10 protein-coding genes are annotated in these 15,103 nt (G+C 73.5%); 6 read left to right on the top strand and 4 right to left on the bottom strand.

Annotation, left to right across the window (positions count from 1 at the left end):
* Positions 1-16: 16 nt before the first annotated feature.
* Complete coding sequence (gene kstD / locus ACIPUC_RS09575; RefSeq protein ID WP_446588091.1) at positions 17-1,786, bottom strand: 3-oxosteroid 1-dehydrogenase; 1,770 nt, start codon at positions 1,784-1,786, stop codon at positions 17-19.
* 156 nt (positions 1,787-1,942) lie between these two features.
* Here kstD and ACIPUC_RS09570 point away from each other — a divergent pair, with 156 nt between their 5' ends.
* Positions 1,943-2,599, top strand: coding sequence for an ankyrin repeat domain-containing protein (locus ACIPUC_RS09570; RefSeq protein ID WP_446588089.1), 657 nt, complete (start codon positions 1,943-1,945; stop codon positions 2,597-2,599).
* Positions 2,600-2,704: 105 nt separating this feature from the next.
* Here ACIPUC_RS09570 and ACIPUC_RS09565 read toward each other — a convergent pair whose 3' ends face one another.
* Complete coding sequence (locus tag ACIPUC_RS09565) at positions 2,705-3,829, bottom strand: aminoglycoside phosphotransferase family protein (protein WP_446588087.1); 1,125 nt, start codon at positions 3,827-3,829, stop codon at positions 2,705-2,707.
* A 230-nt stretch (positions 3,830-4,059) separates the two neighbouring features.
* Here ACIPUC_RS09565 and ACIPUC_RS09560 point away from each other — a divergent pair, with 230 nt between their 5' ends.
* On the top strand, positions 4,060-5,556 hold the full coding sequence (locus tag ACIPUC_RS09560) for a DNA-binding protein NsdB (RefSeq protein ID WP_446588085.1): 1,497 nt from the start codon (positions 4,060-4,062) through the stop codon (positions 5,554-5,556).
* A gap of 97 nt (positions 5,557-5,653) precedes the next feature.
* On the opposite strand, the gene ACIPUC_RS09555 is transcribed toward ACIPUC_RS09560, so the two are convergent.
* A complete protein-coding gene (locus ACIPUC_RS09555) occupies positions 5,654-7,075 on the bottom strand; it encodes a PP2C family protein-serine/threonine phosphatase (protein ID WP_446588083.1) in 1,422 nt (473 codons plus the stop codon).
* A 518-nt stretch (positions 7,076-7,593) separates the two neighbouring features.
* Here ACIPUC_RS09555 and ACIPUC_RS09550 point away from each other — a divergent pair.
* From ACIPUC_RS09550 to ACIPUC_RS09535, 4 genes are all read left to right on the top strand, one after another.
* A complete protein-coding gene (locus ACIPUC_RS09550; protein WP_446588081.1) occupies positions 7,594-9,822 on the top strand; it encodes a molybdopterin cofactor-binding domain-containing protein in 2,229 nt (742 codons plus the stop codon).
* A 20-nt stretch (positions 9,823-9,842) separates the two neighbouring features.
* Positions 9,843-10,298 (top strand): (2Fe-2S)-binding protein, encoded by a 456-nt coding sequence (locus ACIPUC_RS09545; protein ID WP_446588079.1) that lies wholly within the window; start codon positions 9,843-9,845, stop codon positions 10,296-10,298.
* 160 nt (positions 10,299-10,458) lie between these two features.
* Positions 10,459-11,877: a helix-turn-helix domain-containing protein gene (locus tag ACIPUC_RS09540; protein ID WP_446588077.1), complete on the top strand. Its 1,419-nt coding sequence runs from the start codon at positions 10,459-10,461 to the stop codon at positions 11,875-11,877.
* A 52-nt stretch (positions 11,878-11,929) separates the two neighbouring features.
* Complete coding sequence (locus tag ACIPUC_RS09535; RefSeq protein WP_446588075.1) at positions 11,930-13,858, top strand: APC family permease; 1,929 nt, start codon at positions 11,930-11,932, stop codon at positions 13,856-13,858.
* On the opposite strand, the gene ACIPUC_RS09530 is transcribed toward ACIPUC_RS09535, so the two are convergent.
* A complete protein-coding gene (locus ACIPUC_RS09530) occupies positions 13,788-15,038 on the bottom strand; it encodes a helix-turn-helix domain-containing protein (protein WP_446588073.1) in 1,251 nt (416 codons plus the stop codon). The genes ACIPUC_RS09535 and ACIPUC_RS09530 overlap by 71 nt on opposite strands.
* Positions 15,039-15,103 lie beyond the last annotated feature (65 nt).

Genomic DNA, 15,103 nt, shown 5'->3' with positions numbered 1-15,103 from the left:
CTGTAGTACCTGTCGATCACGCGTCCGCGATGTCGTTCGCCGCCACGTAGCCGAACGTCATCGCGGGTCCGATCGTCGACCCGGCCCCCGCGTAGCTGCGGCCCATCACCGCCGCGCTCGCGTTGCCCGCCGCGTACAGGCCCCGGATCACCGAACCGTCCGCCCGCAGCGCACGCGCCCGCGCGTCCGTGACGATGCCGCCCTTCGTGCCGAGATCACCCGGCACGATCTTGAACGCGTAGAACGGCGGCACCCAGATCGGCGCCAGGCACGAGTTCGGGGTCACTCCCGGGTCCGTGTAGTAGTGGTCGTACGCGGTGTCCCCCCGGTGGAAGTCGGAGTCCGTCCCGTTCCACGCCTGCGCGTTGAACCGGCTCAGCGTCGCCCGCAGCGCCGCCGCCGGAACCCCGATCTGGCCGGCCAGAGCGTCCCAGGTCCACGCCTTCTTCGCCGCCCCCGCCTCGTACCACGAGTCCGGGAACACGATCGTCGGCAGGATGTCCTTGAACAGGTACTTGTTGCGGTAGTGCTGATCCACGATCAGCCACGCCGGGATGTGCGAGCCGACCGCCGCCCGGTCCTTCTCGTACATCACGTGCACCACATCGCTGTACGGCGCCGCCTCGTTGACGAAGCGGGCGCCGTTCCCGTTCACGATCAGCCCGCCCGGCAGGGTCCGCTCGGCGAGGCAGAAGTAGGGCTCTGCTGGCAGCGGGATCGACGGGCCCCACCACGCGTCGTCCATCAGCGCCAGCGCCGCCCCCGCGCGCTGGCCCGCCCGGATCCCGTCGCCCGTGTTCTCCTTCGCGCCCACCGACCACTGGGTGCCGATCGGCTGCTGCTGGTACTGCGCCCGCATCTGCGCGTTGTGCTCGAAGCCGCCCGACCCGACGACCACCCCGCGCCGGGCCCGTACGGTGCCCCGTACGCCCTCCTTCTCCACCACCACCCCGGTCACCGCACCGCCCTCCTGGACCAGGTCCACCAGCGGGCTGTCCAGCCAGACCGGCACCCCCGCCTGCTGGAGCCCGGCGCGCAGCCCGGCAGCCAGGGCCTGGCCCATCGTCAGCGGCTTCTGCCCGAGCAGCGCCGCCTTCGTGCCGCGCGCCAGGCACTCCGTGGACACGGCGAGGCCCTTGGCGTTCACGGCCGCCAGGCCCAGCCACTTGTAGTCCTGGCTGAACACCACCATGCCGGCCGGCACCGCCATGTACGCCGGGTTCAGGCGGGCCAGTTCCGCGCCCAGGATGTTCCCGTCGATCTGGTCCGGCTCGATGGACCGGCCGTTCGGCAGTCCGCCCGGCAGGTTGGGGTAGTAGTCGCTGTACCCCTCCATGAAGCGGAACCTGAGCGGGCTGTTGGCCATCACGAAGTCCAGCATCCGCGGACCGTTGGCGAGGAAGGCGGCCTGCCGGTCGGCCGGCACCTCGGGTCCGACGACGGCCGCCAGGTACGTCGCCGCCTTCTGCGGGGTGTCCGGCACTCCGGCGCCCAGGATCACCGAGTTGTTGGGCAGCCAGATCCCGGCCCCGGAGCGGGCTGCGGACCCGCCGAAGGTGGGTGCCTTCTCGACCACCAGCACGCTCAGCCCCCGCTTGGCGGCGGTGAGCGCGGCGGTCATCCCGGCGGCCCCGGACCCGACCACGACCACGTCGTACTCGCCGAGCGACGGCCCGGCCTGGACGCCGTCGGCCCGCGCCGCGGCGGCCGGCAGCACGGTGGCGGCGAGCACCCCGGCGCCGGTCCCGGCCACGACGCTGCGGCGGGAGGGGAAGGAGGACTTCATGGGCGTCTCCAGGCGGTGTGAGGAGGGAACGCGGTGTCAACCGAAGCGTTCTGATGCCGCATCAGGTACGGAAGGTGTTCGGGGGATCATGTGATGTCAAGGCATACGGGCCTCCCACCGCCCGGCCGGGCCGTCGGGCTTCCTTAGGATCGGGGCATGGCGAAGACAGAGCACACGCGGTGGGACGGCGTCACCACCCGCGACGTTTACCACGCGGACATCGTGGCCCGACGGGACCTGCTGGCGGACGCGGCCCGCGACGGCGACTGGCCGCGGGTGTTCGATCAGCTCGCGGAGAACCCCGACTGGGTCAACGCGACCCGCATGGGCGGTCCCAGCGGCTTTGCCCTGCTGCACCAGGCGGCCTGGCACGGTGCACAGGACGCCGCGGCCGCGCTCGTCGGCGGCGGGGCCTGGCGCACCCTGCCGACCGCGACCGGGGAGCGGGCCGCCGACATCGCCCTGGCCCGTGGCCACAAGGGGATGTCGGGCCTGCTCCAGCCCGTGGTGCGCCACCCCTTGCCGGCCCCGGCACTGGACGCGCTGCAAGACCGGCTGCACGCGCTGATCCGGGCGGACAGCCACGGTCTCGCCGACCAGCACCGCCTGAAGCTGCCGGCGCTGGCCGTGCTGACCGAACTCACCGAGCCGCGGATGTACTTTCCGGTCCCGGGCATGTACGGCGGTTTCCGCTACGAGCTGGACGGCGACAGCCTCGTCACCGAGAGCTGGAGCCGCGTCGTCGGCGGCTCGGGCCGACGCCACCGCATCACCGCCCGGTCGACCGAGCTGGTCGCCGAGGGGTTCGTCTGAGGGTCCGTCCGAGCCGGGCACACCGCGTCCGCCCGTACGCGCACGCCGCCGAGCCCCGGGTGGGAACCCGGGGCTCGGCAACCGTGGGGGCGGGGGCCGGTGAGGTCAGCGGGTGCCGACCGCCGCGCGGACCGCTCTGCGCGCCATCCCGGCGTCGTCGTGCAGGCGGCGCAGCAGCAGCCGCTGCTCCTCGCCGGAGGACAGGGCGCCCGCCGGCAGGGGCTGGGCCGGGGCGGTCGCCAGCATCGAGCGCTGTACGGCCGTCTCGGACATCCGGATCTCCCGGGTCAGCACCAGCATCAGGTTGACCAGGAAGGCGTCCCGCACCGCCGGGCCGGCCGACTGGGCGAGCCGGCTGATCTGGCTGCGCGCGGCCGGGGCGTCGCCCAGCACCGTCCACAGGGTGGCCAGGTCGTAGCCCGGCAGGTACCAGCCCGCGTGCTCCCAGTCGAGCAGCACCGGCCCGGCCGGGGACAGCAGCAGGTTCGACAGCAGGGCGTCACCGTGGTTGAACTGCAGCGGGGTGCCCGACAGCTTCACGCCGTGCAGCAGCTTCTGCAGGTCACCGAGATCCCGGTCGGTCAGCAGGCCCAGCTCGTAGTCCCGGGCGATCCGGCGCGCGTAGTTCAGCGGGGTGCCGAACAGCTCGCCCGGCGGACGCCACTGGTTGACCCGGCACACCGCGCCCAGGGCCGCCCGTACGTCGACCCGCGGCGGCGCGTCCACCGGATGCCGCTGCAGCGCCGCGACCCGGCCCGCCATCCGCTCGACGACCAGTACGCAGTTCTCCGGGTCGGCGGCGATCAGCCGCGGCACCCGGACCGGCGGGCGGTGCCGGACGAACGCCCGGTATGACGCTATTTCGTGCCGGTACCGCTCACGCCATTCGGGCGAGTGGTCCAGTAAAACCTTGGCGACGGCGGTCATCCGCCCGGTGGTGCCCACGAGGAGGACCGACCGGCCGCTGCGCCGCAGCACCTGGACGGGCGCGAACTCGGGACAGATCCGCTGCACCGAGGCGAGCGCGGTGCGCAGTTGCGCCCCCTGCGGCCCCGAGAGGTCGATTCTTCCGCTGAGCGGCTGCGATCCGGTCCCCGGCATCCGCCGCGCCCGAACGGCGCCCTGCGCCGGAGCCGCGGGGCGGCCGGGTTCGAGGTAGGGGCCGCCGCCCGCGGGAAGCGTGCGGTGCGGCCGGACCGGGGCGGACACGGAGGACGTTGCTGCGTACATGGCGTTACGGATCCCTTCGTGCGCCGACGAGTTGCATACGCCGCCCCGCCGGATCCCGTGCATCACCCTGGGGAGTTCCGCCGGTGACCGGGTCGGGGAGGCGCATTCCTACCTGACACCCGGCCGCGGGTGGCGGACCATCAGGCGTGCCCTGGCGAAGCCTGGCGAATAGTCGCTGGGCATCTGACGGCGGGTTACTGTCAACTCAGCCGAGAACCTGGGGGCTTGACGTGAGCAAGGGTCCAAACACCCGCTTGAACGACCTGTTCGGCCTGGCCGGCTGGTCCAAGGGCGAACTGGCGAGGATGGTCAACAGGCAGGCGGCGGCCATGGGGCATCCCCAGCTGGCCACCGACACCTCGCGGGTGCGGCGATGGATCGACATGGGGGAAACCCCGCGCGAACCGGTGCCCACGGTACTGGCAGCACTGTTCACCGAGCGGCTCGGTCGTGTCGTGACCATCGAGGACCTCGGGTTCGTACGGCAGCGGCGCACCAGCAGACGGCAGCCGGGCGGGGCTCAGGAGAACCCCGACGGAATGCCCTGGGCGCCCGAACGCACAGCCGCGGTCCTCACCGAATTCACGGGAATGGACCTCATGCTCAACCGTCGCGGTCTGATGGGCGCGGGCGCCGTGCTCACCGCCGGCTCCGCCCTCAGCAACGCCATGCACGACTGGCTCCACACCGACCCCGCGCTCGCCAAGGAGGCGCAGCGCTTCGGGGAGTCCTTCCAGGCCGACCCAGCGGGATACGACCGCTACGAGGCCGCCCCGATCGGCTCCCAGGAGATCGAGGCGCTGGAACGCTCCGTCGAGGTGTTCCGTGCCTGGGACGCCTCCAGAGGAGGCGGGCTCCAGCGCAAGGCGGTCGTCGGCCAGCTCAACGAGGTGGGCGGGATGCTCGCCTACCACCACCCCGACCACCTGCAGCGGCGGCTGTGGGGAGTGGCGGCCAACCTCGCCGTGCTCGCGGGCTGGATGTCCCACGACGTGGGCCTCGAACCCACGGCGCAGAAGTACTTCGTCATCGCCGCGCACGCGGCGCGCGAGGGCGGCGACCGGCCGCGCGCCGGCGAGGCGCTCTCCCGGGCCGCCCGCCAGATGGTTCACCTCGGCAAGCCGAACGAGGCCCTCGACCTGATGAAGCTGGCCCAGTCCGGCTCCGGCGAGCAGACCCTGCCCCGCACGCGCGCCATGCTGCACACCATCGAGGCCTGGGCGCAGGCCGCCATGGGCAAGGGCCAGGCCATGCGCCGCACCCTGGGCGAGGCGGAGGAGCTGTTCGTCTCCGACAAGGGCGACGTACCGCCGCCGAGTTGGATGCAGCACTTCGACGAGGCGGACCTGCACGGCATGCAGGCCCTGGCGTACCGCACCCTCGCCGACCACGACGCCACCGCGGCGCCCGTCGCCGCCCACCACGCCAAGGCGGCCCTGCGGCTGCGCGGCGACGGCTACCAGCGCTCGCAGATCTTCGACTACATCTCGTTGGCCTCGGCCTGCTTCATCGCCGACGATCCCGAACAGGCCGACCGATACGCCCGGCTCGCCCTGGTGTCGATGAACGAGACCTCCTCGCACCGGACCTGGGACCGGCTGCGCGAGATGTACCGGCTCACCGGCCAGTACGCCGGGTACGCGCGCATCGAGGACCTGCGCGAGGAGATCGAACTGGCCCTCCCCGACAGCCCGGCGCCGCGCACCCCGCGCGGTTCGGTCGTGTAGTGCGGGAAGGCGTACGGAGACGAGAAAGGCCGCGCCCTGTGGCGCGGCCCCCACACTCCTGACGTCTTGCCCGATGTCTTGCGAAAGCTCGTGACGCCTACGAACCGACCCGAGCCACCAGCACGCACGCGTCGTCCTCGCGCTCGCTCTCGCCGAACTCCTCGATCACCATGCGCACGCAGTCCTGCGCCGACCGCGCCGCCGAGAACCGCGGTGCGAGCGCCAGCAGCCGCTCCGTCCCGTCGGCCCGGCTGAACTCGATGCTGCGCGGCGTCAGCCCGTCCGTGTGCAGGACGAGTACGTCGCCCACCTCGAGGCGTTCCTCGGCCTGACCGTACGAGGCTCCGGAGGTCGCGCCCAGCAGGACGCCCTCCGGCGGCAGCAGCGAGCGGCCGGAGCCGCGGCGGAACAGCAGCGGGGCCGGGTGTCCGGCCTGCGCCCAGGACAGCACGCGGCGCGCGGGATCGTAGCGGCAGCACACGGCCGAGCCGAGGGCCGGCTGCACGGAGGTCTCCAGGAGCTGGTTCAGCCAGCCCATCAGCGGGCCCGGCTCGATGCCGGCCATGGCCATGCCGCGCAGGGCGCCGAGCATCATCGCCATGCCGGAGGTGGCGGTGACTCCGTGCCCGGTCAGGTCGCCGACCGTCAGCAGGGAGCGCCCGTCGGGGAGTTCGAGGGCGTCGTACCAGTCGCCGCCGATCAGGGCGCTGGTCGCCGACGGCAGGTAGTGCGCGGCCACGTCCAGCGTGCCCGTGCTGCTGTGCGGGAACCGCAGGGAGCCGCGCCACGGGGGGAGCACGGCTTCCTGCAGCTCGACCGCCAGCCGGTGCTCGGTCTGCGCGATCTCCCGCTGGCGCTGCAGCGAGTCACGGGACTCGCGCACCGCCCGCTGGCTCCGGCGCAGTTCACTCACGTCCCGCAGCACGGCCCACATGGAGGCCGTGCAGCCGTCGGAGTCGAGGACCGGCTCGCCCCTCATGTGCAAGGTCCGGACCCGCCCGTCGGCCCGGACGATGCGGAACTCGCCGTCGATCGCCTTGCCGTCCACCAGGCAGGCCGTGACCCAGGCGGTGAGCAGCGGCTGGTCCTCGGAGAACAGGGTGGAGCCCAGTTCGTCGAGCGGGAGCGCGCCCGCCTCGGGGGACCGGCCGAAGATCTGGAACAGCTCGTCGGACCAACTGACCTCGTCGGTCAGCAGGTTCCACTCGGCGCTGCCGACCCGGGTCTGTGCCTCGGGCCCGGCTTCGGGCGCCGCCTGCGGGAGAAGGATGGTCTCGGGCGCGGGGGGCAGGCCCTCTTTGAGCTGACCCAGGTGCTCGCGGAGGTCGTCGAGGTGGTGCACGGCGAGATCGCACAGTGCGCGCTGCCAGCGGCCCTGGGCGTCGTCGTCGTCCACGACGGTGTCGCGGCGTACCGCGTCCACCTCACCCCGGAGGCGCCGGGTCTGCGAGATCAGTGCGTCCACCGACCCCGGCTCGGGCGGCTGCGCGGGACGGTCCGCGAACAGGTGGGACGGCATGAGAACTCCGATACAGGCGCGGCACGGCCAAGTCTGAAGGAAGGACCGGTTACGACTGTTGCACAGGCGGCGACGGCGTGTAAGGCGTTTGGCAACATCCGTAACGGTCTTGCTCATGGCATATGCCGCAGGCCTTCCGGCGCGTCTTTCCCGTACGAACGAATCCGGTCAGCCAAGGTCGGGCCATCATGATCGGCTCCGCGGCGCCCGCCTCCCCAGCCCCATTTCAGAGGGGTCTGACGAGCCGGAACCGAGCCGGAACCGGCGGCCGGAAACAGGCCCTTGGCACGCGGTGGATCGATCGTACGGCCGAGACGTACGAGGCGTGCACCTCCGTTCGGGTCGAGAGCGACACCCGCAGCGCCGTACCCCCGAACGAATGACCCCCTCCGCCGTAGCCGCCCGGGCCGCGGTCCGTCCCCAGGCTTCCCACCACACCCCTTGATCGCTACCCTACGTGTCGGTAATGAGCCGGGGGTGGTCCGCGTGGGCGGGCCCGCGCAGGGTGGGGACGACACATGACCGGGCAGAACCACCCGGCGGGGAAGAGCCGCCGCTCCTTCCTCACCCATCTCGTCGCTGCGCCGACGCTCGCCCTCGTCACCCGCGCCGGAGCCGATGCGCTGGCCCCGCAGCCCGCCCGCGCCGTGGTGCCGAGCCTGCCCGCCATCGCCGACGTGATCGACCTCGGCGATCTGTTCATCCTGGCCGGCGCGCCCACCTCGGCCCTGCTGGCGCTCGCCGTCGAGGCGGACGGGACCATCCGCTTCCGGCTGCCGCGCGAGGAGGTCGGCCAGGGCCTCACCACCGCCGTGGCCATGCTCGTCGCCGAGGAGTTGGACGCACCGCTGGCCGCCGTACGCGTCGAACTGGACGACGCCCGGCCCGAACTGCTCTTCAACCAGCTGACCGGCTCCTCCAACTCCATCCGCTCCCTGTACGGGCCGGTCCGCCAGTGCGCCGCCACCGCCCGGGCCCGGCTCGTGGCGGCCGCCGCCCGCCGCTGGGGCATGTCCGCGGCCACCCTGACCACCGCGAACGGAGCCGTCCGCGCCCCCGACGGCCGCACCGCCGACTACGGCTCCCTCGCCGCGGCCGCCGCCGACCCGGGGCTGGCCGTCGTCGGGGCCACCCCCAAGAAGGCGGCGCAGCACACCCTGGTGGGCAAGCCGACGGGCCGCGTCGACGCCCGCGCCATGGTCACCGGGGCCCAGCAGTACACCCTCGACCTCGACGTGCCGGGTGCGAAGCCCTGCGTGGTGCGCCGCCCGCCCACCCTCGGCGGCACCGTCCGCGGCGTCGCCAACCTCGCCGCCGTCCAGGCCATGCCCGGCGTGCTGCACGTGGTGACCGTCCCGACCGGGGTCGCGGTCGTCGCCGAGACCTTCGGGCAGGCCCTCGACGCCAAGGCCGCCCTCCAGGTCACCTGGGGCCCCGGCCCCGCCGACGCGCTGTCCGACGCGCAGATCCGTACGAAGCTGCGCGCCGCCACCCCGCCGCTGCTGGTGCCGCCGCTGCTGACCCCGTACGTGGACGCCGAGTTCGACTTCGCCTTCGTCAGCCACGCCCCGATGGAGACCAACTCCGCCGTCGCCGACGTTCGGGAGGACCGCGCCGAGATCTGGTCGGGGCTCAAGTCCCCCATCGTGGCCCGCCAGACCATCGCCGCCGAGCTCGGCCTGCCCCTGGACAAGGTCACGGTGCACGTCGTCCAGGCCGGCGGCTCCTTCGGGCGGCGGCTCTTCTTCGACGCGGCCCTGGAGGCGGCCCGGGTCTCCAAGGCCTGCCGCCGCCCGGTCAGGCTGATGTGGACCCGCGTGGACGACACCCGGCACGGCCGGATGCGCCCCGCCACCCACCACAAGATCCGGGCCACCCACCTGCTGGGCGAGGTCCTCAGCTTCGAGCACCGCGTCGCCGCCGCCGAGACCGACTTCCGCCACGGGCTCGGCGAGATCATCACCGCCACCGCCGCGAGCCTGCCGCTCGGCATCGGCAACGCGACCCTGGCCCAGACCCTGTTCCTGACCACCGTGAAGTCCCCCTACCACTTCGGGCTCACCACCCAGGCCCTCACCGAGGTGCCGACCGGCATCCCCACCGGCTCCTGGCGCTCGGTGTACTCCGCCAACACCCGCGGGGCCGAGGAGATCGTGGTCGACGAACTGGCCGCGGCGACCGGCCGGGACCCGTACCGGTTCCGCCGCACCTTCCTGAAGACGGCCGCCCAGCGGGCCGTGCTCGACAAGGCCGCGGCGGAAGGGGAGTGGGGGCGGGCGATGCCGGCGGGCTGCGCGCAGGGCATCGCCTTCCACGAGGAGTACAAGTCCCGCACCGCGTGCCTCGTCGAGATCGACACCCGCGACCCGGAGCACGTGCGCGTGACCAAGGCCGTCATCGCCGTGGACGTGGGCCTGCCCGTCAACCCGCGCGGGCTGGAGGCGCAGATGATCGGCGGCCTCACCGACGCCATCTCCACCACGCTGCGCGCCGGGCTGCACCTGGACAAGGGGCTCCCGCTGGAGGGCAGTTACAGCCAGTTCCACTGGGCCCGGCAGCGTGACACCCCGCGTGACGTACGGGTCCACGTGCTGCCCGCCACCGGCGAGGAGCCGGGCGGCGCGGGCGAGCTCGGGGTCCCCGCGGCCGTCGGTGCGATCGCCAACGCCTGGGCCCGGGCCACCGGTTCCAAGCCGCGCAGCTTCCCCCTCGACTTCGACGTCGACTTCACCCCCTACCCGCGATAGCACGCAGCCAGGAGTTCGCCGTGCCCTCCCACACCTTCACCGTCAACGGGCGGAGCGTCACCGTGGACGCGCCCGACGACCTGCCCCTGCTCTGGGTCCTGCGCGACATGCTGGGCGTCACCGGCCCCAAGTACGGCTGCGGCGTCGACGTCTGCAAGGCCTGCACCAGCCATCTCGACGGCACCGAGGTCCGGCCGTGCGTGGTGCCCGTCTCCGCCTGTGCGGGAAAGAAGGTGACCACCATCGAGGGGCTGGCCGACGGGGAGGACCTGCACCCCGTGCAGGAGGCGTGGCTCGAACAGGACGTCGCCCAGTGCGGGTTCTGCCAGCCCGGCCAGATCATGGCCGCCGTGGCCCTGCTCCAGCGCACGCCCGACCCGACGGACGAGGACATCGACGCCCTCGCCAACATCTGCCGCTGCGGAACCTACTTCCGCATCCGCGAGGCCATCCGCAGCGCGGCCGCCCGCATGTGAGCGGCGGCGGACCCCGGTGTTTCCCCCGTGGATACCGGGATCCGGCCGCTCGTGGCCAACCTATGCCGGTCAAGGGCCGTCCACAGGGTTCGCCGTGCCCAGTGACGGCGCTTGACGGGTATCACTGTGCACAGTGTGCGGCGGGTGGTTCAATGCCGCCGTGTCCCGGTCAGACGACATCCTGAAGGTCCACCGGCTCGCCCACACCGGTGGTTCGGCCGCGCTGCTCGAATGGCTCGCCGCCCGCCTGGGCGGGTGGGCCGGGGTGGTGGACGCCGAGGAGGGGCGCGGGCCGGAGTCCGCGGTGCGCGGCGCCGCCGAGATGAGCGTCCGCGGCGTCCGGTCGGCCGTCCTGCACGGGGCCCGGTCCGCGACGCTGCTGTTCGCGCTGGACGGCGGGCGCACGCTGGCCGCCGTACTGGACCGGCCGCACCACCCGGACGCGCCCACGCTGCTCGCGGACGCCGCCGTACCGCTGGCCCTGGTCCTGCGCGCCGAGGAGGCCGTGCGGCGCGAGGCGCGGGCCGCTCTCGCCGAGTCGCGGGCCCGTGAGGCGGTGCTGCACCTGCTGATGAACGGCCGGCTCTCCACCGCCCGCCAGGTCGCCGAGGCGCTGGGCCCCTCGCTGCCCGAGCCGATGCGCATGTACGTGGTGGAATGCCGGACCGGTCAGCGCGGCGAAGTCACCCGGCGGCTCGAGCAACTGACGGGCGGCCGGGCCTGGATCGTGCGCTGCCCGGTCTACGTGCGCCACCTCATCGTGCTCGTCCCGGCGGACCTGGCGGCCGCTTCGGCCGACCACGACCCCCTCGCGGGGGCGCTGGCGCAGGTGGCGCCGGACTGCGCGGTCGGCGTCAGCGGGGAGATGCGCCTGCGCGAGGCCCCGGCCGCGTACACCCAGGCCTTCCACGCGCTGGCCGTCGCCCGCGGCCGGGGCGAACGGCACGCCCGGTTCGGGCCCGGGCCCGAGCTGGCGCTCGCCGCCCACGGGGCCGGGGCCGGCTGGGCCGAAGCCCTGCTCGCGCCCCTGCACGCGTACGAGCCCCGGCGCCCGCAGGACCCCGGTGGGCAGGAACTGCGGGCCACCGCCCACGCCTGGCTGAACTTCGCCTCGCACGCGACCCGGCTGCTGAAGATCCACCGCAACACGCTGGCCGCCCGGCTCCGCCTGGTCGAAACCCTGCTCGGCCTGGACCTCGCACGCCTCGGGGACCAGGCGGCGCTCGCGCTGGCCCTGCGGCTGACCCCGGGCGCGCGGCCCGGTGGCGACGCGGGTGCGGAGCGCGCCCCCGATCTCGACGGGGTGTTGCGCGATCCGCGCCTGACCGCCTGGGCCCGGGCCCATCTGCGCCCGCTGACCGGGCCCGACGCCCCGCCGGGCGCCCGCGCGACCGTCCGCACCTGGCTGGCGCACGATGCCCAACTCGTCCCGGCGGCCGCCGCGCTGGGCGTCTCCGTCCCCGGCGCCCGCAAGCGGCTGACCCGCATCGAGACGCTGCTCGAGCGCTCTCTGCTCCAGTCGCCGAGCGCCCGTCACGACCTGTGGCTGGCGCACCGGGCGGAGGAGCTCGCCGGGTGACACTGTCGCCAAAAGAGGGTGAATCGTGCAAAACATGCACGATCATGCCCAAATGAGGCGTATCCATGTGAAGCGCGTACTGGTCGGTGAACCCCTCGACACCGCCCGGATGGGCGAGACCCTGCTCCCCAAACGGCTCGCCCTGCCGATCTTCTGCAGCGACCCGCTCTCCTCCGTGGCCTACGCGACCGAGGAGATCCTGCTGATCCTCGCCCTCGGCGGCGTCGCGCTGCTCCACCTCACCTGGTACGCGGCCGCCGCCATCGTCTTCCTGCTCGTGGTCGTCGTCGCCTCCTACCGGCAGACCTGCCACGCCTACCCGGGCGGCGGCGGTGCCTACGTCGTCAGCTCCGAGAACCTCGGACAGACCGCCGCCCTGACCGCCGCCAGCGCCCTGCTCGTCGACTACGTGATGACCGTCGCCGTCTCCGTGGTCTCCGGCGTCGCCGCCATCACCTCGGCCATCCCCGCGCTCAACGACCACGAGGTCGGCCTGTCGGTGGGATTCGCGGTGCTGCTGACCCTCATGAACCTGCGCGGCGTACGCGAGTCGGGCCGCCTCTTCTCCATCCCCACCTACGGCTTCGTCCTCGTCGTCTACCTCATGTTCGCCTGCGCCGCCGTACGGCTGGCCACCGGCGACACCATCCGCGCCGAGTCCGCCCACCTGCCCATCACCGAGGCCGGCACCTATACCGGCCTGGCCGTGGTGCTCCTCGCGATGCGCGCCTTCGCCTCCGGCTGTACCGCCCTCACCGGTGTCGAGGCCATCAGCAACGGCGTCCCCGCCTTCCGCAAGCCCAAGGCGAAGAACGCCGCGACCACCCTCGCCGCCATGGGCGTGCTCTCCGTGACCATGTTCACGGGCATCACCGCACTCGCCATGACGTACCAGGTGCACGTCGCGGCCGACCCCACCGAACTGGGCCTGCCGCCCGGTACCGCCACCTCCACCGCCCTCGCCCAGATCGGCCGGGCCACCTTCGGGAGCTGGCACTTCCTCTTCTACCTGCTCCAGGCCGTCACCGCGGGCGTGCTGATCCTCGCCGCGAACACCGCGTTCAACGGCTTCCCGATGCTCGCCTCGATCCTGGCCAGGGACAAGTACGCACCCCGCCAGCTCTTCAACCGGGGCGACCGGCTCGTCTACTCCAACGGCGTCGTGCTCCTCGCGCTCGCCGCCATCGCCCTGATCGTCGCCTTCGACGCCGAACTGACCCGGCTCATCCAGCTCTACATCATCGGCGTCTTCGTCTCCTTCACCCTCTCCCAGGCGGGCATGGTGCGGCACTGGCGCAGGGAGCTCGCCTCATCCGCCACCCCGCGCGAGGAGCGGGTGCACATCCACCGCCGGCTCGCCATCAACGCGGTCGGCGCCACCCTGACCGCCCTGGTCCTGGTCATCGTCCTGATCACCAAGTTCACGCACGGCGCCTGGCTGGTCGTCATCGCCATGCCGCTGCTGTTCCTCGGCATGAAGGGCGTACGCCGCCACTACGACGAGGTCGCCCGGCAGGTCGCCGTCGCCCCCGGCGCGAAACCGCGCAAACCCGCCCGCCACCACGTCCTGGTCCTGGTCGCCTCCGTGCAGGCCCCCACCCTGAAGGCCCTCGGCTACGCGCAGGGCCTGCGCCCCGACACGCTGACCGCGGTCACCGTCGCGGCGGACGGGGAGGAAGCGGCCCGGCTGCGCGAGGAGTGGGCCGAGCACGCCCCGGGCCTCCCGCTGAAGATCCTGCACTCGCCGTACCGCGAGGTGGTGGGCCCGATCCTGGCCCACGTCGAGGAGCTGGCGGCGGACAGCTCGACGGACGTGCTCTCGGTGGTGATCCCGGAGTACGTGGTCGGCCACTGGTGGGAGCAGCCCCTGCACAACCAGAACGCGCTGCGGCTCAAGGCCCGGCTGCTGTTCACCCCGGGGGTCGCGGTGATCGACGTGCCGTACCTGCTGGAGTCGGCGAAGTCCCCGGACGCGCCGTAGCGGAGGCGGCCCGCTGGGCCACCGCCGCGTGCGCCAGCGCCAGTTCCACCACGTGCCGCGGGTCCGACAGGGAGCGGCCGGTGAGCTGCTCGAGGCGGCGCAGCCGGTTCGAGACGGTGTTGCGGTGGCAGTAGAGCCGCTGCGCGGCGTACGTCGTCGAGCCCTGGCAGGCCAGCCAGGTGCCCAGCGTGGTCAGCAGCAGCCGGCGGTCCTCCGCGGGCAGCGCCAGCACCGGGCCCAGCACCACGGTCCGCAGCCGTCCGGCGAGTTCGGCCTGGGCCGCGACCAGCGCCGCCGGCAGCCCCTCGTCCAGGAGGGCGGTGCGCGGGCCGCCGGACTCCGGGGCGGTGCGCAGCGCGAGGGCGGCCAGCCGGTGCGCCCGCGCCAGCTCGGCCGGCGCCTCCACGACCGGGCTGACCCCGGCGCGGACCCCGAGCGGCGCGAGCAGTTCCCGTACGGATTCCAGCGGATGGTGGCCCAGCTCCACCAGGCCGGTCTCGCCGTCGGCCCGGATCCGCCACAGCACGCGGGGCGCTCCGGCGGAGCCGGGCTTCCCCGTGGCCGTCTCCGCCGCTCCGGGGGAGCCGTCGGCGGCCACCACGACCACGGCGAAGCGGCCCCGCTCGGGTAGCCCGAGCTGCGCCGCGGCCTCGGCGGCCGCGGGGCCGTCGGGGGCGGCCGCGCCGTCCAGCAGCACGTCGAGGAGGGCCGCGCGGCGCTCCCGGTCGCGGCCCGCGCGGGCCGCGTCCGCGCGCCGGTAGGACTCGGACACGGCGTCCGTCATCTGGTCCAGTACGTCCCACAGCGCGGCCGCGCCCGGCAGCAGGCGGGGCAGCTCGGAGCGGTCGTGCGCGGCCACGGCCTCGGTGAGGGCCGCCCAGAGCAGCCGGCCGCCGCTGCGGTAGGCGCGCAGCAACGAGGCGAGCGGCAGCCCCTGTTCGGCGCGCAGCGTGCCGGTGGCCCGCGCGTCGGCGAGCTCCACCGGCAGGCCGCGGGAACTGCGGACCAGGCCCTCGACGGCCTGGCGGAGGTTGTGGTGGATCCGCTCGCGCAGCTCGGCCCGGCCGAGCAGGGCGGCGTACGCGGGGTCCTCGGCCAGCGTCCGGTCGGCGAGCCGGTCCGCCGCCACGGCGAGGCGGCGGGCCAGGTCCTCGCGTATCTCCTCGATGATCCGCTCCATGACGGGCAGCCTGACACGGGGGAGGGGGCGCTGGGGAGGGCCCGGAGCGGTCCATCCGCTACCTT

This window comes from Streptomyces sp. LARHCF249, assembly GCF_052871255.1.
Note: the sequence above shows the minus strand (reverse complement) of the source record. Positions and strands in the feature narration are given on the sequence as shown.

Excerpts from the sequence above, each read along its gene's own strand:
- kstD (WP_446588091.1), bottom strand. The coding sequence starts at position 1,786 with ATGAAGTCCTCCTTCCCCTCCCGCCGCAGCGTCGTGGCCGGGACCGGC.
- ACIPUC_RS09570 (WP_446588089.1), top strand. The coding sequence starts at position 1,943 with ATGGCGAAGACAGAGCACACGCGGTGGGACGGCGTCACCACCCGCGAC.
- ACIPUC_RS09565 (WP_446588087.1), bottom strand. The coding sequence starts at position 3,829 with ATGTACGCAGCAACGTCCTCCGTGTCCGCCCCGGTCCGGCCGCACCGC.
- ACIPUC_RS09555 (WP_446588083.1), bottom strand. The coding sequence starts at position 7,075 with ATGCCGTCCCACCTGTTCGCGGACCGTCCCGCGCAGCCGCCCGAGCCG.
- ACIPUC_RS09550 (WP_446588081.1), top strand. The coding sequence starts at position 7,594 with ATGACCGGGCAGAACCACCCGGCGGGGAAGAGCCGCCGCTCCTTCCTC.
- ACIPUC_RS09535 (WP_446588075.1), top strand. The coding sequence starts at position 11,930 with ATGAGGCGTATCCATGTGAAGCGCGTACTGGTCGGTGAACCCCTCGAC.
- ACIPUC_RS09530 (WP_446588073.1), bottom strand. The coding sequence starts at position 15,038 with ATGGAGCGGATCATCGAGGAGATACGCGAGGACCTGGCCCGCCGCCTC.